Origin of the sequence: Pantoea sp. UBA5923, from assembly GCF_002431095.1 — a bacterium.
In the GTDB taxonomy this organism is placed as follows: Bacteria; Pseudomonadota; Gammaproteobacteria; order Enterobacterales; family Enterobacteriaceae; genus Pantoea; species Pantoea piersonii.
This window is the reverse complement of record NZ_DJDN01000010.1, coordinates 218977-240067: the sequence shown is the minus strand read 5'-3', so window position 1 is coordinate 240067 and position 21091 is coordinate 218977. Positions and strand designations below refer to the sequence as shown.

Annotated in this window: 20 protein-coding genes; 17 read left to right on the top strand and 3 right to left on the bottom strand. The window is 59.2% G+C overall.

What is annotated here, in order from left to right; all coding sequences use genetic code 11:
* Position 1 precedes the first annotated feature (1 nt).
* From tsaE to B3797_RS02260, 14 genes are all read left to right on the top strand, one after another.
* Positions 2–466 carry a tRNA (adenosine(37)-N6)-threonylcarbamoyltransferase complex ATPase subunit type 1 TsaE gene (gene tsaE, locus B3797_RS02325; protein ID WP_311784497.1) on the top strand — a complete coding sequence of 155 codons (465 nt, stop codon included), beginning with the start codon at positions 2–4 and terminating at the stop codon, positions 464–466.
* A complete protein-coding gene (gene amiB / locus B3797_RS02320; RefSeq protein WP_311784498.1) occupies positions 463–2121 on the top strand; it encodes an N-acetylmuramoyl-L-alanine amidase AmiB in 1659 nt (552 codons plus the stop codon). Before tsaE ends, amiB begins: the two co-directional genes overlap by 4 nt.
* A 47-nt stretch (positions 2122–2168) precedes the next feature.
* Positions 2169–4043 (top strand): DNA mismatch repair endonuclease MutL, encoded by a 1875-nt coding sequence (mutL, locus tag B3797_RS02315; protein WP_311790264.1) that lies wholly within the window; start codon positions 2169–2171, stop codon positions 4041–4043.
* On the top strand, positions 4036–4986 hold the full coding sequence (miaA, locus tag B3797_RS02310) for a tRNA (adenosine(37)-N6)-dimethylallyltransferase MiaA (protein ID WP_311790263.1): 951 nt from the start codon (positions 4036–4038) through the stop codon (positions 4984–4986). Before mutL ends, miaA begins: the two co-directional genes overlap by 8 nt.
* Before the next feature lie 102 nt (positions 4987–5088).
* Positions 5089–5400 (top strand): RNA chaperone Hfq, encoded by a 312-nt coding sequence (gene hfq / locus B3797_RS02305; RefSeq protein WP_081140747.1) that lies wholly within the window; start codon positions 5089–5091, stop codon positions 5398–5400.
* Between the two features lie 81 nt (positions 5401–5481).
* A complete protein-coding gene (gene hflX, locus B3797_RS02300; RefSeq protein ID WP_311784501.1) occupies positions 5482–6762 on the top strand; it encodes a ribosome rescue GTPase HflX in 1281 nt (426 codons plus the stop codon).
* Positions 6763–6945: 183 nt separating this feature from the next.
* Positions 6946–8181 (top strand): FtsH protease activity modulator HflK, encoded by a 1236-nt coding sequence (gene hflK, locus B3797_RS02295; RefSeq protein ID WP_311784502.1) that lies wholly within the window; start codon positions 6946–6948, stop codon positions 8179–8181.
* A gap of 3 nt (positions 8182–8184) precedes the next feature.
* Positions 8185–9189 (top strand): protease modulator HflC, encoded by a 1005-nt coding sequence (hflC, locus tag B3797_RS02290; protein WP_311784503.1) that lies wholly within the window; start codon positions 8185–8187, stop codon positions 9187–9189.
* 56 nt (positions 9190–9245) lie between these two features.
* Positions 9246–9446, top strand: a complete 201-nt coding sequence (locus B3797_RS02285) for a DUF2065 domain-containing protein (protein WP_311784504.1) — start codon at positions 9246–9248, stop codon at positions 9444–9446.
* A 164-nt stretch (positions 9447–9610) separates the two neighbouring features.
* Positions 9611–10909 carry an adenylosuccinate synthase gene (locus B3797_RS02280; RefSeq protein WP_120455127.1) on the top strand — a complete coding sequence of 433 codons (1299 nt, stop codon included), beginning with the start codon at positions 9611–9613 and terminating at the stop codon, positions 10907–10909.
* Between the two features lie 220 nt (positions 10910–11129).
* The gene (gene nsrR / locus B3797_RS02275) at positions 11130–11573 is read left to right on the top strand and encodes a nitric oxide-sensing transcriptional repressor NsrR (protein WP_311784505.1); all 444 of its coding nucleotides are present in this window, start codon (positions 11130–11132) and stop codon (positions 11571–11573) included.
* Positions 11574–11589: 16 nt separating this feature from the next.
* On the top strand, positions 11590–14019 hold the full coding sequence (gene rnr, locus B3797_RS02270) for a ribonuclease R (protein ID WP_311784506.1): 2430 nt from the start codon (positions 11590–11592) through the stop codon (positions 14017–14019).
* Positions 14020–14102: 83 nt separating this feature from the next.
* Positions 14103–14837 carry a 23S rRNA (guanosine(2251)-2'-O)-methyltransferase RlmB gene (rlmB, locus tag B3797_RS02265; RefSeq protein WP_081140753.1) on the top strand — a complete coding sequence of 245 codons (735 nt, stop codon included), beginning with the start codon at positions 14103–14105 and terminating at the stop codon, positions 14835–14837.
* An 85-nt stretch (positions 14838–14922) separates the two neighbouring features.
* Positions 14923–16551, top strand: a complete 1629-nt coding sequence (locus tag B3797_RS02260; protein ID WP_311790262.1) for an isovaleryl-CoA dehydrogenase — start codon at positions 14923–14925, stop codon at positions 16549–16551.
* Here B3797_RS02260 and bsmA read toward each other — a convergent pair.
* Both bsmA and B3797_RS02250 read right to left on the bottom strand, forming a co-directional pair.
* Positions 16525–16851, bottom strand: coding sequence for a biofilm peroxide resistance protein BsmA (gene bsmA / locus B3797_RS02255; protein ID WP_311784508.1), 327 nt, complete (start codon positions 16849–16851; stop codon positions 16525–16527). The genes B3797_RS02260 and bsmA overlap by 27 nt on opposite strands.
* Positions 16852–16907: 56 nt before the next feature.
* A complete protein-coding gene (locus B3797_RS02250) occupies positions 16908–18839 on the bottom strand; it encodes a methyl-accepting chemotaxis protein (protein WP_311790261.1) in 1932 nt (643 codons plus the stop codon).
* A gap of 156 nt (positions 18840–18995) precedes the next feature.
* Here B3797_RS02250 and yjfP point away from each other — a divergent pair, with 156 nt between their 5' ends.
* Positions 18996–19745, top strand: a complete 750-nt coding sequence (yjfP, locus tag B3797_RS02245; protein WP_311784510.1) for an esterase — start codon at positions 18996–18998, stop codon at positions 19743–19745.
* Positions 19746–19791: 46 nt separating this feature from the next.
* Here the strand turns inward: yjfP and B3797_RS02240 are convergent, their stop codons facing one another.
* On the bottom strand, positions 19792–19998 hold the full coding sequence (locus B3797_RS02240) for a hypothetical protein (protein ID WP_120455013.1): 207 nt from the start codon (positions 19996–19998) through the stop codon (positions 19792–19794).
* Between the two features lie 373 nt (positions 19999–20371).
* On the opposite strand from B3797_RS02240, the gene rpsF reads away from it, so the two are divergent.
* Both rpsF and priB read left to right on the top strand, forming a co-directional pair.
* The gene (rpsF, locus tag B3797_RS02235; RefSeq protein WP_120455011.1) at positions 20372–20767 is read left to right on the top strand and encodes a 30S ribosomal protein S6; all 396 of its coding nucleotides are present in this window, start codon (positions 20372–20374) and stop codon (positions 20765–20767) included.
* Between the two features lie 6 nt (positions 20768–20773).
* Positions 20774–21091 (top strand): primosomal replication protein N, encoded by a 318-nt coding sequence (gene priB / locus B3797_RS02230; protein WP_311790260.1) that lies wholly within the window; start codon positions 20774–20776, stop codon positions 21089–21091.

The following is a 21091-nucleotide window of genomic DNA, read 5'->3' as shown; positions in this document are numbered from 1 at the left end:
CATGAAGACCTGTGTTATTTCCTTGCCCGATGAGGCGGCGACCCTCGATCTGGGCGCTCAGCTGGCCCGCGCCTGTACCGGCGCGGCGGTAATCTATCTCTATGGCGATCTGGGCGCGGGTAAAACGACCTTCAGCCGTGGATTTTTGCAGGCGCTTGGCCACCAGGGCAACGTCAAAAGCCCGACCTACACGCTGGTAGAACCCTATCAGCTCGGCGAGCGCGCGCTTTATCACTTCGATCTCTATCGGCTGGCCGATCCAGAAGAGCTGGAATTTATGGGCATCCGCGACTACTTCACCGGCGACGCAATCTGTCTGGTCGAGTGGCCGCAGCAGGGCGCTGGCGTCTTGCCGCCGCCCGATCTGGCGCTGACGCTGAGCTACGTCGGCGCTGCGCGCGAGGCACGACTTGAAGCGCATTCAGCGCTGGGTGAGATCCTGACAGAGCAGGTGGCGCAGGCATGATCGCAAGGATGAAAAGCGCGCTGCTGCTGATACTCTGCCTGGCTGCGGCGCCTGCGCTGGCCGCCAGCCTTTCCGATATCAAAGTAGAGAATGGCGACAGTCAGGCGACGGTTACCCTGAGCTTCGCCGGACAGCCGGTATATGGTTACTTTCCGCTGCGCAATCCGGATCGCGTGGTGCTGGATATTCGTCAGAGCGGCGTGATTAAGGGATTGCCGCTGAACTTCAGCGGCGAAAATATCGTTAAACGCATTCGCACCAGCACGCCAAAAGATAAGCAGAGCATTCGGCTGGTCTTCGAACTGACGCAGCCGGGAAAAACCCGCGCGGTCACCCAGCGTAACGGCAGCAGCTATAACGTGGTGTTTACCATTCAGGGCAGGCAGCGCGTCACCCACGCCGCGCCCGTTTCAACGGCAGCGACGGAGACGCCGGGCCGCGTAACGCCGCGCCAGGGCGCCGCTAACCCGTTTAACGCTAACCAGGTCACGGCGGTCAGTAATTCCAACACCACGACGCGGCCAGGCAACGCGATGCCCACCAGCAACGACACGGTGATTGTCGCGATCGACGCGGGTCACGGCGGCCAGGATCCCGGTGCGACCGGACAGCGCGGCCTGCACGAAAAGAACGTGACTATCGCTATCGCGCGCAAGCTGAAGGTGCTGCTGAACAACGATCCAATGTTCAAAGGGGTGCTGACGCGCGACGGCGACTACTTTATCTCGGTGATGGGTCGTTCCGAGGTGGCGCGTAAAGAGAATGCCAACCTGCTGGTCTCTATTCACGCCGACTCGGCGCCGAGCCACAGCGCTACCGGCGCCTCGGTATGGGTGCTCTCTAACCGCCGCGCCAACAGCGAAATGGCGAACTGGCTGGAGCAGCGCGAGAAGCAGTCCGAACTGCTGGGCGGTGCCGGGGATCTGCTGGCAAACAGCCAGGCGGATCCCTATCTCAGCCAGGCGGTACTGGATCTCCAGTTTGGCCACTCACAGCGCGTTGGCTATGACGTCGCGGTGAAGGTGCTGCAACAGCTGCGCGGCGTTTCGCCGCTGCACAAGCGTTTGCCGGAGCACGCCAGCCTCGGCGTGCTCCGTTCGCCGGATATTCCCTCGCTGTTAGTAGAAACCGGCTTTATCAGTAATGCCTCGGAGGAGCGACTGCTCGGCAGTAGCGCTTACCAGGATAAAATTGCGATGGCTATCTACAAAGGCCTGCGCAATTATTTCCTGGCGCACCCGCTACAATCGCTCCCAAAGGAGGAAAACCGTCCGCTCGGCTCATCGCCGACGGTGAGCGTCGCCAGTAATCCGGCGACCGGCACCACGCAGTATACCGGCGCGGTGCAGCGTCATACGGTGACTCGCGGCGAAACGCTTTCCGGCATCGCCGCGAAATATGGCGTCAGCATGGGCACGCTGCGCGACATGAACCGGCTTAAGCGTGATGTGGTCTGGGTCGGACAGCGCCTGAAAGTGCCGGCCAGCAACAGCGTGGCCGCGCGCGCGCCGACGCGGCATAAAGTGGTGCGGGGCGACTCGCTGACGGCAATCGCCGCGCATTACGGCGTCAGCCCACAGGCGATCATCCAGGCGAATAATATGAAGTCCTCGAACGTTATGTTGGGGCAAACCCTGAAAATCCCCGCCTCCTGACGGTCAGCCCGGCCAGGCGCCGGGCCAGCTCAACAAGGATAAACACCATGCCTATTCAAATTTTACCGCCGCAGCTGGCTAACCAGATTGCGGCGGGCGAAGTCGTCGAGCGCCCTGCCTCGGTGGTAAAAGAGCTGGTGGAGAACAGTCTTGACGCCGGCGCGACGCGTATCGACATTGATATTGAAAAAGGCGGCGCGAAGCTGATCCGCATTCGCGATAACGGCTGCGGCATCAGTAAAGAGGAGCTGGCGATGGCGCTGGCGCGTCACGCCACCAGTAAAATCGCCTCGCTCGACGATCTTGAGGCCATTATGAGCCTGGGATTTCGCGGCGAAGCGCTCGCCAGCATCAGCTCGGTCTCGCGCTTAACCTTAACCTCGCGCACCCAGGCCCAGAGCGAAGCCTGGCAGGCTTACGCCGAAGGCCGCGAGATGGAGGTGACGGTTAAACCCGCGGCGCACCCGTCCGGCACCACGCTGGAAGTGCTCGATCTCTTCTACAACACGCCCGCGCGCCGAAAATTCATGCGCACCGAGAAAACCGAGTTCGGCCATATCGACGAGGTGATCCGCCGTATCGCGCTGGCGCGTTTTGACGTTTCGATCTCGCTCAGCCACAACGGCAAGCTGATGCGACAGTACCGCGCGGTCAGCGACGAGGCGCAGCGTGAACGGCGGCTGGGCGCGATTTGCGGCGCGACCTTTATGCAACATGCGCTGCGCATCGACTGGCAGCACGACGATTTGCTGCTGCGCGGCTGGGTGGCCGATCCGGCCGGATCGCGTCAGCTGACTGATATTCAGTATTGCTACGTTAACGGTCGTATGATGCGCGACAAGCTGATTAACCATGCGATACGCCAGGCTTTTCAGACCCAGCTGCAGGCCGACCAGCAGCCAGCTTATGTGCTCTACCTGGAAATCGATCCCCATCAGGTCGACGTCAACGTTCATCCCGCCAAGCATGAGGTGCGCTTTCATCAGTCACGGCTGGTGCACGACTTTATCTTCCAGGGGGTAATGAGCGTCCTGCAGGCGAGCAGCGCGCCGACCCTGCCAGCAGTGCAGGCGCAAGAGCCTGCGCCGCGCTGGCAGCCAGAGAATCGTCAGGCGGCGGGCGGCAATCACTTTTCCCAGCCCGCCGCACCGCGCCGCAGCGAAGCCGGAAGTGGAAGTGGAAGCGGCGGCGGCGGAAGCGCGCAGCCGACCTGGCAGAATAAAGAGAACAGCTACAGCAAGCGCGAGGGCGCGGTCTATCAGCAACTGCTGAAAACGCCGACGTCGGGCCAGCGCGCGCCGGCTGAACCGGCCGCGCCGCCAGTCATGCCGCGCGCGCAGCCTGCTGATGCGCCGCTGACGTCGCATGCCCAGAGCTTCGGCCGCGTGTTGACGGTAATGCAGGAGCGTTATGCGCTACTGGAACAGGAGCAGCGACTGCAGCTGCTTTCGCTGCCGGTGGCGGCGCGCTGGGTGCGGCATGCGCAGCTACAGCCAGGCGAGACGGGATTGAAGCCGCAGCCGCTGCTGATCCCGGTGCGCATGAAGGTCGCCCGGCCGGAGCGCCAGATCGCCGCAGATAAGCAGAGCCTGCTGCAGGCGATGGGCATCGATCTGCAGCCGGAAGGCGATCACGTTACGCTGCGCGCGGTGCCTTTACCCTTACGCACGCAAAATTTACAAATCCTGATCCCAGAACTGTTAGGCTACCTTGCCCAGCAGCCGGAGAGCGACGCCCTGCAGCTGGCTCACTGGCTGGCGCGACGCTGCGAGACGGAAACCTCCCACTGGAATCACTCGCAGGCGATTGCGCTGCTGGCGGATCTCGAAAGGCTCTGTCCGCAATTGTTAAAGTCGCCGCCTTCGGGCCTGATTCAGACTATAGATATTGAGAGCGCGCTTGCCGCATTTAAGCATGAGTGAACAAAACCAGGCTGGCCGACCGAAGGCTATATTTTTGATGGGGCCGACCGCCTCGGGCAAAACCGCGCTGGCGATTGCGTTAAGAAAGCAGCTGCCGGTGGAACTTATCAGCGTTGACTCTGCCTTAATCTATCGCGGGATGGATATCGGTACGGCTAAACCCTCGGCTGAGGAGCTGGCCCTGGCGCCTCATCGCCTGCTGGACATTCGCGATCCGTCGGAAGCCTATTCAGCCGCCGACTTTCGTCGCGATGCGCTGGCGGCCATGGAGGAGATCGTTCAGAACGGCCGTATTCCGCTGCTTGTTGGCGGAACTATGCTCTATTTCAAGGCATTACTGGAAGGGTTGTCGCCGCTCCCCTCGGCCGATCCTGAGGTGCGTCAGCGCATAGAGCAAATGGCGCGTGAAAAAGGGTGGGATGAGCTGCATCGTCAGCTGTGTGAAATCGACCCGGTGGCCGGGGGGCGTATTCATCCGAATGATCCGCAGAGACTTTCGCGAGCACTGGAAGTTTTTTTTATTTCGGGTAAAACTTTAACGGAACTGACAAAAACATCCGGCGAAGCGTTACCCTACGATGTGTATCAGTTCGCAATCGCCCCCGCGACCCGTGAACTGCTGCATCAACGTATCGCACTGCGCTTTCAGCAGATGCTGGCGTCGGGATTTGAAGCGGAGGCTCGGGCCCTGTTTGCACGAGGTGATTTGCATACGGACATGCCTTCCATTCGCTGTGTCGGTTATCGTCAGATGTGGTCATATCTGGCTGGCGAGATCGATTACGACGAGATGGTTTATCGAGGAATTTGCGCGACCCGGCAGCTCGCTAAACGCCAGATGACCTGGTTACGCGGCTGGGAAAATGTACGCTGGCTTGACAGCGACAGCCCAGAATCTGCGCGTAACGAGGTGCTTCAGGTTCTTAGTGCGAAGCATGGGTGATTGTGTACAATTGGTTGGTTATCGTGCGCAAATTTTTACGCAGTATTTTCAGGACTTCGGTTCTACAAGTAATAAACAACAAGCATATAAGGAAAAGATAGAATGGCTAAGGGGCAATCATTACAAGACCCGTTTTTGAACGCACTGCGTCGTGAACGTGTTCCGGTTTCGATTTATTTGGTCAACGGTATTAAGCTGCAGGGACAAATTGAGTCTTTCGATCAATTCGTGATTTTGTTGAAGAACACGGTAAGCCAGATGGTTTACAAGCACGCCATTTCTACCGTGGTTCCATCACGCCCGGTTTCTCACCACAGCAACAATGCTGGTGGCGGCAGCAATAACTACCATCACGGCGGTAGCAACGCTTCTGCACAGTCGCAGCCACAACAAGACGGCGATAACGCGGAATAACGCGCTACTCGTACAAACCAGGGCGGGAGAACGCAGACTGTTTTCCGTCCTGGTCTTCTATTTTATAAGCGAGGTTATAGCTTGTTTGACCGTTATGATGCCGGTGAGCAGGCCGTACTGGTACACATCTGGTTCTCCCAAGACAAAGAGATGGAAGATCTCCAGGAATTTGAAACCCTGGTTTCTTCTGCGGGCGTAGAAGCGCTGCAAGTTATTACCGGCAGTCGTAAAGCGCCACATCCCAAATATTTTGTCGGTGAAGGAAAGGCAGCTGAAATTGCCGATGCGGTAAAATCGAGTGGAGCATCGGTCGTTTTATTCGATCATGCTTTAACCCCTGCGCAGGAACGTAATCTGGAGCGCCTGTGCGAATGCCGAGTCATTGACCGTACTGGTCTTATCCTGGATATTTTTGCCCAACGTGCCCGCACGCATGAAGGTAAGCTGCAGGTCGAGCTGGCCCAGCTGCGCCATCTTGCTACCCGTCTGGTACGCGGCTGGACGCACCTTGAACGCCAGAAAGGCGGCATCGGCTTGCGCGGCCCGGGCGAAACGCAGCTGGAAACCGACCGCCGTTTGCTGCGTAATCGAATCAGCCAGATTTTGTCCCGGCTTGAGCGCGTAGAAAAGCAGCGCGAGCAGGGACGTCAGGCGCGCGCTAAAGCGGACGTGCCAACCGTGTCGCTGGTCGGCTATACCAACGCCGGAAAATCCACCCTGTTCAACGCCATTACCTCCGCGAACGTCTATGCGGCGGACCAGCTGTTTGCAACCCTTGATCCGACCTTGCGCCGTCTGAACGTTGTAGACGTCGGCGAAGTGGTGCTGGCGGATACCGTTGGTTTTATCCGTCATCTGCCTCATGACCTGGTGGCCGCGTTTAAAGCGACGCTGCAGGAAACGCGTCAGGCGACGCTGCTGCTGCACGTGATCGACGCCGCCGACGTGCGCGTAAACGAGAACATCGAAGCGGTCGATACGGTGCTCGAAGAGATCGAGGCGGATGAGATCCCCACGCTGCTGGTAATGAATAAAATCGATATGCTGGACGGATTCGTGCCGCGCATCGACCGTAATGAAGAAAATCTGCCAGTCCGCGTCTGGCTTTCAGCGCAGAGCGGCGAAGGCATACCGTTGCTGTGGCAGGCGCTTTCTGAGCGGCTGGCGGGCGAAATCGCGCAGTTCGAGCTGCGCCTGCCGCCGGAAGCGGGCCGCCTGCGCAGCCGCTTCTATCAGTTGCAGGCCATTGAAGATGAATGGAATGAAGAAGACGGCGGCGTCGGGCTACGCGTGCGTATGCCGATGGTTGACTGGCGACGCCTGTGCAAGCAGGAACCGGCGCTGCTCGATTACATAGTTTGACACGTTGCCCAAACGTCCTTACGCAATAGCGTGTATGGTGTAGCAGGCGGCTGCCGTTTTTCTGGGATGATTCTCCCTGTCCGTTTACACCGGTAAATAGCGGGGTGAACGAAGGCAGCCAACAAGAGCTACAGCCTGAAAGCTGCAGGGTAAACAGCGCACTAACAATAAATGGAGTAGAACATGGCGTGGAATCAGCCCGGTAATAACGGACAGGACCGCGACCCGTGGGGAAGCAGCAATAATAAAGGCGGCAACTCTGGGGGAAATAAAGGCGGTCGTGAACAGGGACCTCCGGATCTGGATGATATCTTCCGTAAGTTGAGCAAAAAGCTCGGCGGACTGGGCGGTGGCAAACAGGGTGACAGTGGTCAGCGCAGCGGCGGCGGCGGTGGCAAACTGGTTGGTATCGTCGCGGTCGCGGCGGTGGTTATCTGGGCCGCCAGTGGATTCTACACTATCAAAGAAGCGGAGCGCGGGGTGGTTACGCGCTTCGGCAAGTTCAGTCATCTGGTTGAGCCAGGCCTGAACTGGAAACCCACCTTTATCGATCAGGTGCGCGCAGTGAACGTCGAAGCGGTGCGTGAGCTTGCCGCAACGGGCGTGATGCTGACCTCCGATGAAAATGTGGTGCGCGTCGAGATGAACGTGCAGTACCGCGTAACCGATCCTGAGCGCTACCTGTTCGCCGTCACCAGCGCGGACGATAGCCTGCGCCAGGCGACCGACAGCGCGCTGCGCGGCGTTATCGGTCGCTCCACGATGGACCGCATCCTGACCGAAGGGCGTACCGTTGTGCGTAGCGATACGCAGCGTGAAATTGACGAAACCATTCGTCCTTACAACATGGGCATCACGCTGCTGGACGTTAACTTCCAGGCGGCGCGTCCGCCGGAAGAGGTGAAAGCCGCATTTGACGATGCGATCGCCGCGCGCGAAAACCGCGAGCAGTATGTGCGCGAGGCGGAAGCCTACGCGAACGAAGTACAGCCGCGCGCGAACGGCCAGGCGCAGCGCATTCTTGAAGAGGCGCGCGCTTATAAAGAACGGACCGTACTGGAAGCGCAGGGCGAAGTGGCGCGCTTCGCTAAGCTGCTGCCTGAGTACAAAGCAGCGCCGGCTATTACCAAAGAGCGCCTCTATATCGAAACCATGGAGCGCGTGCTGAGCCATACCCGTAAAGTGCTGGTTAACGATCGCAGCAATAACCTGATGGTACTACCGCTCGACCAGCTGATGCGCGGCGCAAGCAGCGCGGCGCAAGGCGGCCAGAAAGGCGCGAGCCTGTCTACGCTGCCCGCTTCGCCCGGCAGCACCGCCAGCCGCAGCGACACGTCAGCCTACAGTCCAGACAGCATCATGGATCAGCGTCGGGCCAATGCTCTGCGCAACGATACCCAGCGCGAAGGGAGAGAGTAATCGATGCGTAAGCCCATAATTGTAGTCATTATTGTTGTACTGGTGGCGCTCTACGCTTCACTGTTCGTGGTACAGGAAGGGGAGCGCGGCATCGTTATGCGCTTCGGTAAAGTGCTGCGCGACGATGAAAACAAACCGCAGGTGTTCGCGCCGGGTCTGCATATGAAAGTTCCCTTCCTTGAGACGGTAAAAACGCTGGACGCGCGTATTCAGACCATGGACAACCAGGCGGATCGTTTCGTCACCAAAGAGAAGAAAGACCTGATTGTTGATTCCTATATTAAATGGCGCATCAGCGATTTCAGCCGCTACTACCTGGCGACGGGCGGTGGCGACGTATCACAGGCGGAAGTGCTGCTGAAACGTAAGTTCAGCGACCGTCTGCGTTCTGAGATGGGGCGTCTTGACGTGAAAGACATCGTAACGGACTCCCGCGGCCGTCTGACCACCGACGTGCGTGATGCGCTGAATACCGGCAGCGCCGGCAGCGACGACGAGGTGCAGACGCCAGCGGCTGATGATGCTATCGCCAGCGCAGCGGCGCGCGTCGAGCGCGAAACCAACAGCAAAGAGCCAGCGATCAACCCAAACAGCATGGCGGCGCTGGGTATTCAGGTTGTTGACGTACGCATCAAGCAGATCAACCTGCCGACCGAGGTTTCAGACGCGATTTACAACCGTATGCGTGCCGAACGTGAAGCGGTAGCGCGCAGCCAGCGCTCGCAGGGTCAGGAAGAGGCGGAAAAACTGCGTGCTCAGGCGGACTATCAGGTTACCCGCACGCTGGCGGAGGCGCAGCGTACCGCGCTGATCACGCGCGGCGACGGCGATGCCGAGGCGGCGAAACTCTTCGCTGACGCGTTCAGCCAGGACCCGGACTTCTACGCCTTTATCCGCAGCCTGCGCGCCTATGAAAACAGCTTCGAAGGCAATCAGGATGTGATGGTGCTCAGCCCGGACAGCGATTTCTTCCGATATATGAAAGCGCCCTCTAACGCGACGCGATAAGAACTGCTATAACCTACGGGCCGACAATAATGTCGGCCTTTTTTTTGGAATGGCAAATGAATACAACCATATGGATGGCGCTGGCGCTGGTATTAGTGCTGGAGGGCCTGGGTCCGATGTTTCTGCCGCGCATCTGGCGCCGTATGATCCTCAGCATGGCGCAGTTGCCGGATCGCCTGCTGCACCGTTTCGGCGGCGGACTGGTGGTCGCAGGCGTGGTGATTTATTACATGCTCAGCGCTCACAGCGGCGCCTGATTCTTTTATCCTTCGGCTAAATTGTGCCTTTTGCGCTCCGTTTCCCCTGGATGTTGTAGTGAGCAAAATTCGGGCGAAAAATGCGCGCAAACGTATGCTAAAAGTGCTGAAAGCCGCAAGATCAGATGGTAGAATCCATTTTTAAGCAATCGGTGATTTTGAAAATGGGTAAGAACGTCGTCGTACTGGGCACCCAATGGGGTGACGAAGGCAAAGGTAAAATCGTAGACCTTCTGACTGAACGCGCTAACTATGTTGTGCGCTACCAGGGTGGCCACAATGCAGGCCATACGCTTGTCATCAACGGTGAAAAAACCGTCCTCCATTTAATTCCATCTGGCATCCTGCGCGAAAACGTAACCAGCATTATCGGTAACGGCGTGGTGCTTTCGCCTGAAGCTCTGATGAAAGAGATGAAAGGCCTGGAAGAGCGTGGCGTACCGGTACGCGAACGTCTGCTGATTTCTGAAGCCTGCCCGCTGATCCTGCAATACCATGTCGCGATGGATCTGGCGCGCGAAAAAGCGCGCGGCGCGAAAGCCATCGGCACCACCGGTCGCGGCATCGGCCCGGCCTATGAAGATAAAGTGGCGCGCCGCGGTCTGCGCGTCGGCGATCTCTTCAATAAAGAGACCTTCGCCGTCAAGCTGAAAGAGATTGTCGATTACTACAACTTCCAGCTGGTTAATTACTACAAAGAAGATGCGGTCGACTACGACAAAGTGCTGCGCGACGTACTGGCGGTTGCCGATGTATTGACCAGCATGGTTGTTGACGTCTCTGACCTGCTGGATACGGCGCAGAAGCGCGGCGACCTGATTATGTTCGAAGGCGCGCAGGGCACGCTGCTGGATATCGATCACGGCACCTATCCCTATGTGACCTCGTCCAACACCACCGCCGGCGGCGTGGCGACCGGTTCGGGTATTGGCCCGCGCTGCGTCGATTACGTGCTGGGCATCGTTAAGGCTTACTCAACGCGCGTTGGCGCTGGCCCGTTCCCGACTGAACTCTTTGACGATATCGGCGAGTTCCTGTGTGCCAAAGGCAACGAGTTCGGCGCGACCACCGGTCGTCGTCGTCGTACCGGCTGGCTGGATGCGGTCGCGGTACGTCGCGCGGTACAGATCAACTCCCTGTCGGGTTTCTGCATGACCAAGCTGGACGTGCTGGATGGCCTGAAAGAAGTGAAAATCTGCGTGGGCTATCGCCTGCCGGACGGCCGCGAAGTCACCACCACACCGCTGGCAGCAGAAAACTGGGAAGGCATTGAGCCGATCTATGAAACCCTGCCGGGCTGGAGCGAAACCACGTTTGGCGTGAAAACGCTGGAAGGTCTGCCGCAGGCCGCACGCGACTACATTAAACGCGTTGAAGAAGTGACGGGCGTACCGGTTGATATTATCTCTACCGGCCCGGACCGTAGCGAAACCATGATTCTGCGCGATCCGTTCGACGCATAATCCTGCACAGGCCGGAGCTGCTCCGGCCTCTGTTTCCCCCGCTGAACAAGCCGCTTATCATCCCTTCGCTTTATCACATCGCCGTTCGGCTGAAAAAAACACACTCTGGGTTCGACTCTGGTTTATCATCTAGAGTAACCGCAAGCCGGTTTACTATTAAAATCAACCGCAACGCGGACGAAGTTAATCAACACGCCATGGGTGATTCACTGAGGTAATTGTGCAGCTGACAAGTTTTACCGATTATGGTCTGCGGGCTTTAATTTTTATGGCCAGTTTGCCGGAAGGCAGAATGACGAATATTACTGAAGTCACTGAGACCTACGGCGTGTCGCGCAACCATATGGTTAAAATCATTAATCAACTCAGCCGTGCGGGTTTTATCGCTGCGACGCGCGGCAAAAATGGCGGCATCCGTCTTGGGATGGATCCGCATGATATCGTCATCGGTGATGTGGTGCGCAAAATGGAGCCGCTACAGCTCGTAGACTGCGCTGCCTGCGCCATCACGCCAGCCTGCCGCTTAAGAAAAGCGCTAAACGACGCGGTACAGCTGTTTCTGCGGGAACTGGACAGCTACACGCTGGCAGACTTAGTCGAGGGGAATGAACCCTTATACCAAATTTTATTGTCCGAACCGCCGGTGGCAATGAATCTGAAATGACATCGGAGGAACCGCTATGTCAAACGATCCTTTTCAGCAAAGAGAAGCTGAAAAATATGAAAACCCCATTCCGAGCCGTGAATTTATTCTGGCTCATCTGGAAAAACGCGAAAAACCTGCCAGCCGCGACGAGCTGGCGCAGGAGCTGAACCTCACCGACGAAGAGCACCTGGAAGCGCTGCGCCGTCGTCTGCGCGCCATGGAGCGCGACGGCCAGCTGGTCTTTACCCGTCGCCAGTGCTATGCGCTGCCGGAAAGGCTCGATCTGCTGCGCGGCAAGGTTATCGGCCACCGCGACGGCTACGGCTTTCTGCGCGTAGAGGGCCAGAAGGATGACCTCTATCTCTCCGCCGAGCAGATGAAAATGTGTATGCACGGCGACGTTATTCTGGCGCAGCCGCTGGGCGCCGATCGCAAAGGACGCCGCGAAGCGCGCGTCGTGCGCGTGCTGGAGCCGCGCAACAACCAAATCGTCGGCCGTTACTTCACCGACGCGGGCGCGGGCTTTGTGGTGCCGGACGACAGCCGTCTCAGCTTTGACATCCTTATTCCGCCGGAAGAGACGCTGCAAGCGCGTATGGGCTCGGTCGTGGTAGTCGAGCTGATGCAGCGTCCAACGCGCCGCACCAAAGCCATTGGTAAAGTCGCGGAGATCCTCGGCGACAATATGGGCACCGGCCTCGCGGTTGATATGGCCTTGCGCACCCATGAAATTCCGCACAGCTGGCCGCCTGAAGTAGAGAAACAGGTCAGCAAGCTCAGCGAAGAGGTGCCTGAAGAGGCGAAAAAAGGGCGTATCGATCTGCGTAAGCTGCCGCTGGTCACTATCGATGGCGAAGATGCGCGCGATTTTGACGATGCGGTCTACTGCGAGAAAAAACGCGGCGGCGGCTGGCGCCTGTGGGTTGCCATTGCCGACGTCAGCTACTATGTCCGTCCCGGCACGCCGCTGGATGACGAAGCGCTGCAGCGTGGCACCTCCGTCTATTTCCCGTCGCAGGTAGTCCCCATGCTGCCGGAAGTGCTTTCCAACGGGCTATGCTCGCTGAATCCGCAGGTCGATCGCCTCTGCATGGTATGCGAGATGACCATCTCCTCCGCAGGCAAGCTGACCGGCTTCAAGCACTACGAAGCGGTAATGAACTCGCACGCGCGTCTGACTTACACCAAAGTGTGGAATATCCTGCAGGGCAACCCAGAGCTGCGCGAACAGTACGCGCCGCTGCTGAAGCCGCTGGAAGAGCTGCACAACATGTATAAGGTGCTGGAAAAAGCGCGCGAGTCGCGCGGCGGCATCTCGTTTGAGACCGAAGAAGCGAAATTTATTTTCAATGCGGAACGTCGTATTGAACGCGTAGAGCGCACCGTACGCAACGACGCGCACAAGCTGATCGAAGAGTGCATGATCCTCGCCAATATCGCCTCGGCGCGCTTTGTCGAGAAGCATCAGGAGCCGGCGCTGTTCCGCGACCACGATCGTCCCAGCGACGACAGCATTACCAGCTTCCGCACCGTACTTAACGAGCTGGGGCTTTCGCTGCCGGGCGGCACTAAACCGGAACCGATCGACTACGCCGAGCTGCTGACGCAGATCGCCGATCGTCCGGATGCGGAAATGCTGCAGACCATGCTGCTGCGCTCGATGAAGCAGGCGGTCTACGATCCGGAAAACCGTGGACACTTCGGTCTGGCGCTGCAGTCATACGCGCACTTTACCTCGCCGATCCGCCGCTATCCCGACCTGCTGCTGCACCGCGCCATTAAATATCTTCTGGCGCAGGCCGAAGGCGAGGTGAAAGGCAACACTACGGCGACCGGCGGCTACCACTATGAGATGCAGCAGATGCTGCAGCTGGGTCAGCACTGTTCCATGACGGAGCGCCGCGCTGACGAGGCCACGCGCGATGTCGCCGACTGGCTGAAATGCGACTTTATGCAGGATCAGGTCGGCAACACCTTTAACGGCGTGATCTCCAGCGTGACCGGCTTCGGCTTCTTTGTGCGCCTGAACGATCTCTTTATCGACGGGCTGGTGCACGTCTCCTCGCTGGACAACGACTATTACCGCTTCGATCCGGTGGGGCAGCGTCTGATCGGTGAGTCGGGCGGACGCACCTATCGTCTGGGCGATGCGGTTGAAGTTCGGGTCGAGGCGGTGCATCTGGACGAGCGCAAGATCGACTTCGCGCTGATCTCGAGCCAGCGCCAGCCGCGCGGCGAGGGTAAAACCGCGCGCGACAAGGCGAAGCGTGAAGGTAAAGCACCGCCGAAGCGTCGCCGTCAGTTAGGCAAAAAAGGCAACTTCGAGCCGAACGAGGCTTTCCGCGACGGCAAGTCGACGGCAGACAAAGGGAAGAAAGAGAAAAAAAGCAAAACCCCGTCGGAAAAAACCCGTAAAATCGCCGCCGCCACAAAGGCGAAGCGCGCCGCGAAAAAGCAGGCCTGATTCGGCCTGATGCGTTAACGGACGCTTTCTGCCGCGCAGAAAGCGTCCGCTGAAGTCCATTCAATTCTTAACTGAGCAGATCGATGAGCGAAATTATTTTTGGTATCCATGCCGTACAGGCGCTGCTGGAGCGCGATCCCCAGCGCTTCCAGGAAGTCTTTATCCTCAAGGGCCGCGACGATCGTCGCCTGCAGCCGTTGGTGGCGGCGCTGGAAGCTCAGGGCATCGTTATCCAGCTGGCGAACCGCCAGTGGCTGGACGGTCAGGTTGAAGGCGGCGTGCATCAGGGCATCGTGGCGCGCATTAAGCCTGGCCGTCAGTACCAGGAAGGGGATCTGCCGGATCTGCTGGCGAGCCTGGAGAAACCGCTGCTGCTGGTGCTGGATGGCGTTACCGATCCGCATAACCTTGGCGCCTGCCTGCGCAGCGCCGACGCCGCAGGCGTGCATGCGGTGATCGTGCCAAAAGATCGTTCCGCCTCGCTCAACGCTACCGCGAAGAAAGTGGCCAGCGGCGCGGCGGAGAACGTGCCGCTGATTCGCGTCACCAACCTGGCACGCACGCTGCGTCTGCTGCAGGAATACAACATCTGGGTAGTGGGCACCGCTGGCGAAGCGGATCATACCCTCTATCAGAGCAAAATGACCGGGCCGATGGCGCTGGTGATGGGCGCAGAAGGCGAAGGCATGCGCCGTCTGACGCGCGAGCACTGCGACGAGCTGATCAGCATCCCGATGGCGGGCAGCGTTTCATCGCTTAACGTCTCTGTCGCGACCGGCGTCTGCCTGTTCGAAGCGGTACGCCAGCGCGGGGCGTGATCGCCGCCGCAAAACTTTTCAGATCCAGGCATAACCACGCGGCGCTCTCCCATACTTATCGGGACACGCATTGCGAGGAGTGGTTATGACCTGGACAACCCACACCGTTTTTAATCAGCCGCAGCCCCTTAGCAACAGCAATCTCTTTCTCTCCGACACGCCGCTGCGCGAAGCGCTGGCGCGCGAAGGTGCGGAGTGGGATCGCGAGTGGCTGGCGTCGGTAGGCGCGCAGCTTGGGGGCGCCGAGTCGCTGGAGCTGGGGCGGCTGGCTAACGCCGCGCCGCCGGAGCTGCTACGCTACGACGCGCGCGGCGTACGCATCGACGAGGTGCGTTTTCATCCCGCCTGGCACCTGCTGATGCAGGGCGTCTGCGCCAGTCGTCTGCACAACCTCAGCTGGCAGCCCGACGTGCTCGATCGCGCCATGGTGGCGCGCGCCGCGCGCTTTATCCTTCACGCTCAGGTCGAGGCGGGCACGCTCTGTCCGGCGACCATGACGCACGCCGCCATACCGCTATTGCAACGCTGGCTGCCCGACGCCTTTAGCGACTGGCGCGACCCGCTGCTCAGCGATCGCTACGACACCCACGCGCTGCCGGGCGACCAGAAGCGCGGTTTGCTGATCGGCATGGGCATGACGGAAAAGCAGGGCGGCAGCGACGTCACCACCAACACCACGCGCGCGGAGCCGCTGGCGGATCGCGCGCCCGGCTCGCTCTGGCGCATCACCGGCCATAAATGGTTCTTTTCCGTCCCGCAGAGCGACGCGCACCTGATCCTTGCGCAAAGCGGCAATGGGTTAAGCTGCTTTTTCCTGCCGCGTCTGCTGCCGGACGGCACGCGCAACGCCATTCGTCTTGAACGGCTAAAAGATAAGCTGGGCAACCGCGCCAACGCCAGCAGCGAAGCGGAATTTCAGGACGCTACCGGCTGGCTGCTGGGGGAAGAGGGCGACGGCGTGCGCATGATACTCAAAATGGGCGGCATGACCCGCTTCGACTGTGCGCTCGGCAGCCATGGTCAGATGCGTCGCGCCTTCTCCGTCGCGCTTTACCATGCGCACCAGCGTCAGGTTATGGGTAAAAATCTGGTGGATCAGCCGCTGATGCGTCAGGTATTAGCGGCGCAGGCGCTGCAGCTTGAGGGACAAACGGCGCTGCTGATGCGGCTGGCGCGCGCCTGGTCGCAACCGGCGCAGCCGCTGGAAGGGGTGTTCGCGCGGCTCTTCACACCGGCGGCAAAATACGCCGTCTGCAAGGCGGGCATGCCGTTTGTGGCTGAAGCGATGGAGGTGCTGGGCGGAATCGGCTATTGCGAAGAGAGCGAACTGCCGCGTCTCTATCGCGATATGCCGGTCAACAGCATCTGGGAGGGATCGGGCAACGTGATGTGCCTCGACGTACTGCGCGTGCTGCGTAAGCAGCCGGGCGTAATGGAGATGTTGAATCAGGAGTTCGACGCGGTCAGAGGCGTCAATCGTCTGTTTGATGCTGGCTGGCGACAGCTAAAACTGCGCCTGAACCGGCTGCAGGAGAGCCAGGCGCGTGACACCGCCCAGCGCCTGTTTCTGCTGGCCACGGGCGCACAGCTGCTGAAATATGCCGAACCGCCGCTGGCGGATGCATGGTGCCGGCAGTGGCTCGACAGTCGTGGCGTCCGTCCGCTGGAAAGCCTGGTGGCTGAGCGCTTACTGATGCGCGCCAGCGGTGGGTGACGCGCCGTACAGGATCGCTGTGCCGTACCAGAATCCCGGCGTCACCGTGTCGTCCAGCATAATCACCTGATAGTAAACCGCGCCGCGCTTATTGGCTTCCGCCGCCAGCGAACGCTGCGCGTCATCCGGCGAACCGCGTACCTGCGTGGTGATGCTGCCGAGCCTTGGCAAACCGGCGCTCTGCGCGCGCGTGATCTCCTGCGCCTGGTGAGTGGGCGCAGGCGGCGGTTGCGGCGTGGTTCTCATCGCCGAGCAGCCGCTTAACAGCAGCGCCATTGTCAGTAAGTAAGCGTAACGCATAACGTTTCCTCCAGAGGGACGGTGGAGTAAGTGTAAGCCACCGTCTCAAAAGAGGGTCAGGATTTCAGATGAAATACGCTGACTAACTGCGTCAGATGATGACCTTTGTGACTCAGGTTCTGCGCCGAAGCATCCGCCTGCGCCATCAGCTCGCTGTTTTCATGGGTCGCCTGACTGATCTGATTCATCGCCAGGTTGACCTGCCCAATGCCCGCCGCCTGCTCCTGCGCCGCAACGTTGATTTCGCTCATCAGCGCCTGCACCTGTTCGATGTGCGACACGATATGGGTCATGGCGTCATGGGTCTGCTGCGACAGCTGGTGACCTTCTGAGACGTTGCGGATCGAGGTAGCAATCAGGCCGTCGATCTCTTTCGCCGCCTGCGCGCTGCGCTGTGCCAGCGCGCGTACTTCCGCCGCTACTACCGCGAAGCCGCGTCCGTGTTCGCCCGCGCGCGCCGCTTCTACCGCTGCGTTAAGCGCCAGGATATTGGTCTGGAAAGCGATGGATTCAATAACGTGCGTAATATCAGCAATGCTCTTAGAAGAGACCTGAATCGCCGACATGGTATTCACTGAACGGCTCACCGTCTGGCTGCCGTGGGTCACCAGGCCGCTCGCTTCCGCTACCAGCGTCATCGCCTGACGCAGGTTATCGGCGGTATGCTCTACCGTCGCGCCGAACTGCTCCATGCTGGCTGAAGTCTCTTCGACGCTGCTCGCCTGGCGGCCAATCTGCTCGCTGATGTTGAGGCTGCTGGCGGCGATGGTATCGGTGCCGTCGCTGATCTCCTGCGCGGCAACGCGTACCTGACCAACAATCTTCTCTAACCCGTCGCCGATGCCGTTAATCGCGCTAATCAGCTGGCCGACTTCATCATGGCGTTGGGTATCAAGATGCACGCGCAGGTTGCCCGCTGCGTACTGCTCAGCCAGGTGGATCACCTGCTGCAGCGGTCGGGTAATGGCGCGGCGGCTGTAAAGCACAAAGCCCAACGCAAAAATCAGCACCAGCGCCAGGCCGGTCAGCATAAACAGATTGCGGCTGTGGGTAATCGGGGCCAGCAGCGTGTCGCGGCTCACTTCGCCTACGACGATCCAGTTCCAGCCCGGAAGCTGTTGCCATGCCAGCATCTTGCTTTCGCCATCCAGCTCCGCCTCCTGCACGCCCTGCGGCTGGCTCAGCAGCGCCTGCTGCACGCTGGCGTCCCAGGCTGGCTGCTTGCCTTCATTTTGCGCGGCAAAGAGATACTGCCCCTGCGCTGCGCCTGGCGCGCCGTTCAGCACGTAGAAATGGCCGCTGTCGCCCAGCTTGCGCGCCAGCACTTTGTCGCGCATCAGCGCGTATTGCTTATCGATTTGTACGCCGACGAACAGGATGCCGATGACGGTGCCGCCCTCATCTTTAACCGGCTGATACTGCGTGATGTAGCGGTGGCCGAACAGCGTCGCCAGCCCGCGATAGATCTCGCCACGGCTCACGCTTTTCCACGCCGCGCTGCTGCGATCGAGACGGGTGCCGATGGCGCGGCTGCCGTCCTCTTTTTTCAGCGAGGTGGAGATACGGTAAAAGTCGTCGCCGTCGCGCACGAAGATGGTGGAGACGGCGGTAGTGCGCTGTAAAAAGTCGTCGACCGCGACCTGATCGAGGTTCAGGGTTTTAAGCCCGGCGCGCAGGGTTGGGGTCGAGAACTCCCCCACCTGAATACGTGAGCTCTCGTCGCGGCTAAAGCGCTGCGGCAAAAAGCTGGTGAACAGCTGGGTATAGTTGTCGACCTCTTCGCTGAGGGTGGCGTTAAACATCGTCGCCATTTCACTGATGCCCTGCACCTGATTGTGCATGTCGTCCATGGCCAGGCTTTGCAGCTGACGGGATGCGTTGTGACTTTGGGTCAGGGTCAGGGCGAACAGCAGCAGCGCGACGCTGAGAGACGTCAGTACAGACAGCTTAACTCCAAGACTCATGGTGCTGAGAGAGAGACGCTTCATAAGATACCTTTGGATGGGATTTGGGGGATATACGATTAACGGCATCGGCAGCAAAAGGTTTACCCCCTAAATCTTGTAAAGGATTTGTGAAGTTGTTCGCAGATTAAGGTTGAGGCACGTAAACTCAGCGGAGTCGACATCCACAGCGGGGCGAGCATGATTGAACTGAATACAGAACGGCTGGCGGGCATTCAGGTGCTGCACGCCGCGCCAGCGGGCCAGCGCGACGCGGCGCTGCCGACGGTGCTGCTTTACCATGGGTTCACCTCGTCTAAAGAGGTTTACGCTTATCTGGCCGTGGCGCTGGCGCAGGCGGGATTCCGCGCCGTGATGCCTGACGCCGACCTGCATGGCGCGCGGGATAATGGCAACGACGCCGTACGGCTCGCCCGTTTCTGGCAGATCCTGCAGCGTAATATTGACGAGATGCCGCAGCTGGAAAACGCACTGCGTGCCGCTGGCCTGATTGACGGCGACCGCTTCGGCGTGGCGGGCGCGTCGCTGGGAGGCATGACCGCGCTGGGCGCGATGGCGCGCTATCCGCAGATCCGCAGCGTCGCCTGCCTGATGGGCTCCGGCTACTTTATGCAGCTGAGCCGGTCGCTCTTTCCGCCGTTGCAGGTGAACACGCCAGAGGAGCAGGCGCAGTTCGATCGGCTTATGGCACCGCTGGCAGCTTACGATCCCTGCGAAAAGCTAGAGGCGCTGGCGAACCGGCCGCTGCTGCTGTGGCATGGCGAAGCGGACGACGTGGTGCCTTTCGCCGAAACGGCGCGGTTAGTGGAGGCGCTGCGGGCCAGCGGCGAGGCGGAGAATATGACCTTCCTTTCAGAAAAGGGAATTGGTCATAAAATTACCCCTTTCGCGCTGCGCGCGCTGACAGATTTCTTTAAACAGCATCTGTAACACAGCCGGGCTGGCGGAACCCCGTCAGCCCGTTGCCCTGCAGGTATTACAGCTGATTCGACAATCGCTCCGCCGCGCTGGTGGTGGCGCTGGCGTGCGTATTGCCCGGCGCGTCCAGTCGATTGACGTAGACATAGCCTGAAGCCGCTTTGCTGCTGTTACTTCTTATCTGCTGCGCACAGTCAGTCTGGCTGGCAAGGGCGGGTGGAGACAGGAAGAGACCCAGTAAAGTGGCGATGACGAACGTTTTCATGCCCGACTCCTCACTGATGGGAACACACTCTGCGACGCCGCGAATGCAACTCACCGCGTCATGATCAAGTTTAGTGCGCGCCAGCGCCGATGCCAGACGGTGGCGCTGAACGCCTTTATCAGAAAAACTGATGGAGTGATGCGCAACCCGATGAATTTAAGGCGTTAGCACATAAAGCCTCTTTAATGACGATTTAATGAAATGTGCGCTTGAGTTTAGCGTCCGGCGTCAGTATGATTACGCGTCAATTTTTCAGCTGCATTCAGGGGCGCGTTACATTCATAGAATGTTTCACGACCTATAACGTTCCTTGCTTCCGTGGGCCGCAGCTGACCCTGACAGGAGGCTGAATAATCCGTAAGGAGCAATTTCGATGCGTCATTACGAAATCGTATTTATGGTCCATCCTGACCAGAGCGAACAGGTTCCGGGCATGATCGAGCGTTACACTGGTGCTATCACTGGTGCAGAAGGCAAGATCCACCGTCTGGAAGACTGGGGCCGCCGTCAGCTGGCTTACCCGATCAACAAACTGCACAAAGCTCACTACGTTCTGCTGAACGTTGAAGCGCCGCAGGAAGTGATCGACGAGCTGGAAACGAACTTCCGCTTCAACGACGCCGTTATCCGCAGCATGGTTATGCGCGTTAAGCACGCGGTAACCGAAGCATCTCCGATGGTTAAAGCGAAAGACGAGCGTCGTGAGCGCCGCGAAGACTTCGCTAACGAAACCTCTGACGAGTCAGATGCTGGGGATTCTGAAGAGTAATCATTCGTGACGGCCAATCGACTGCGCCTGTCTGGCACCGTGTGCAAGACGCCGGTTCGAAAAGTGAGCCCGTCAGGAATTCCTCACTGTCAGTTCGTGCTTGAGCACCGCTCAGTGCAGGAAGAGGCCGGTTTCCACCGGCAAGCCTGGTGCAGAATGCCCGTGATTATCAGCGGCGCGCTTCATCAGGAGATTACTCAACATATAACGGTCGGCACGCTGCTCACCCTCGAAGGCTTCATTAGCTGCCATCAGGCGCGAAATGGACAGAGTAAAATGGTGCTGCATGCCGAGCAGATTGAATTGATAGATTCTGGAGACTAG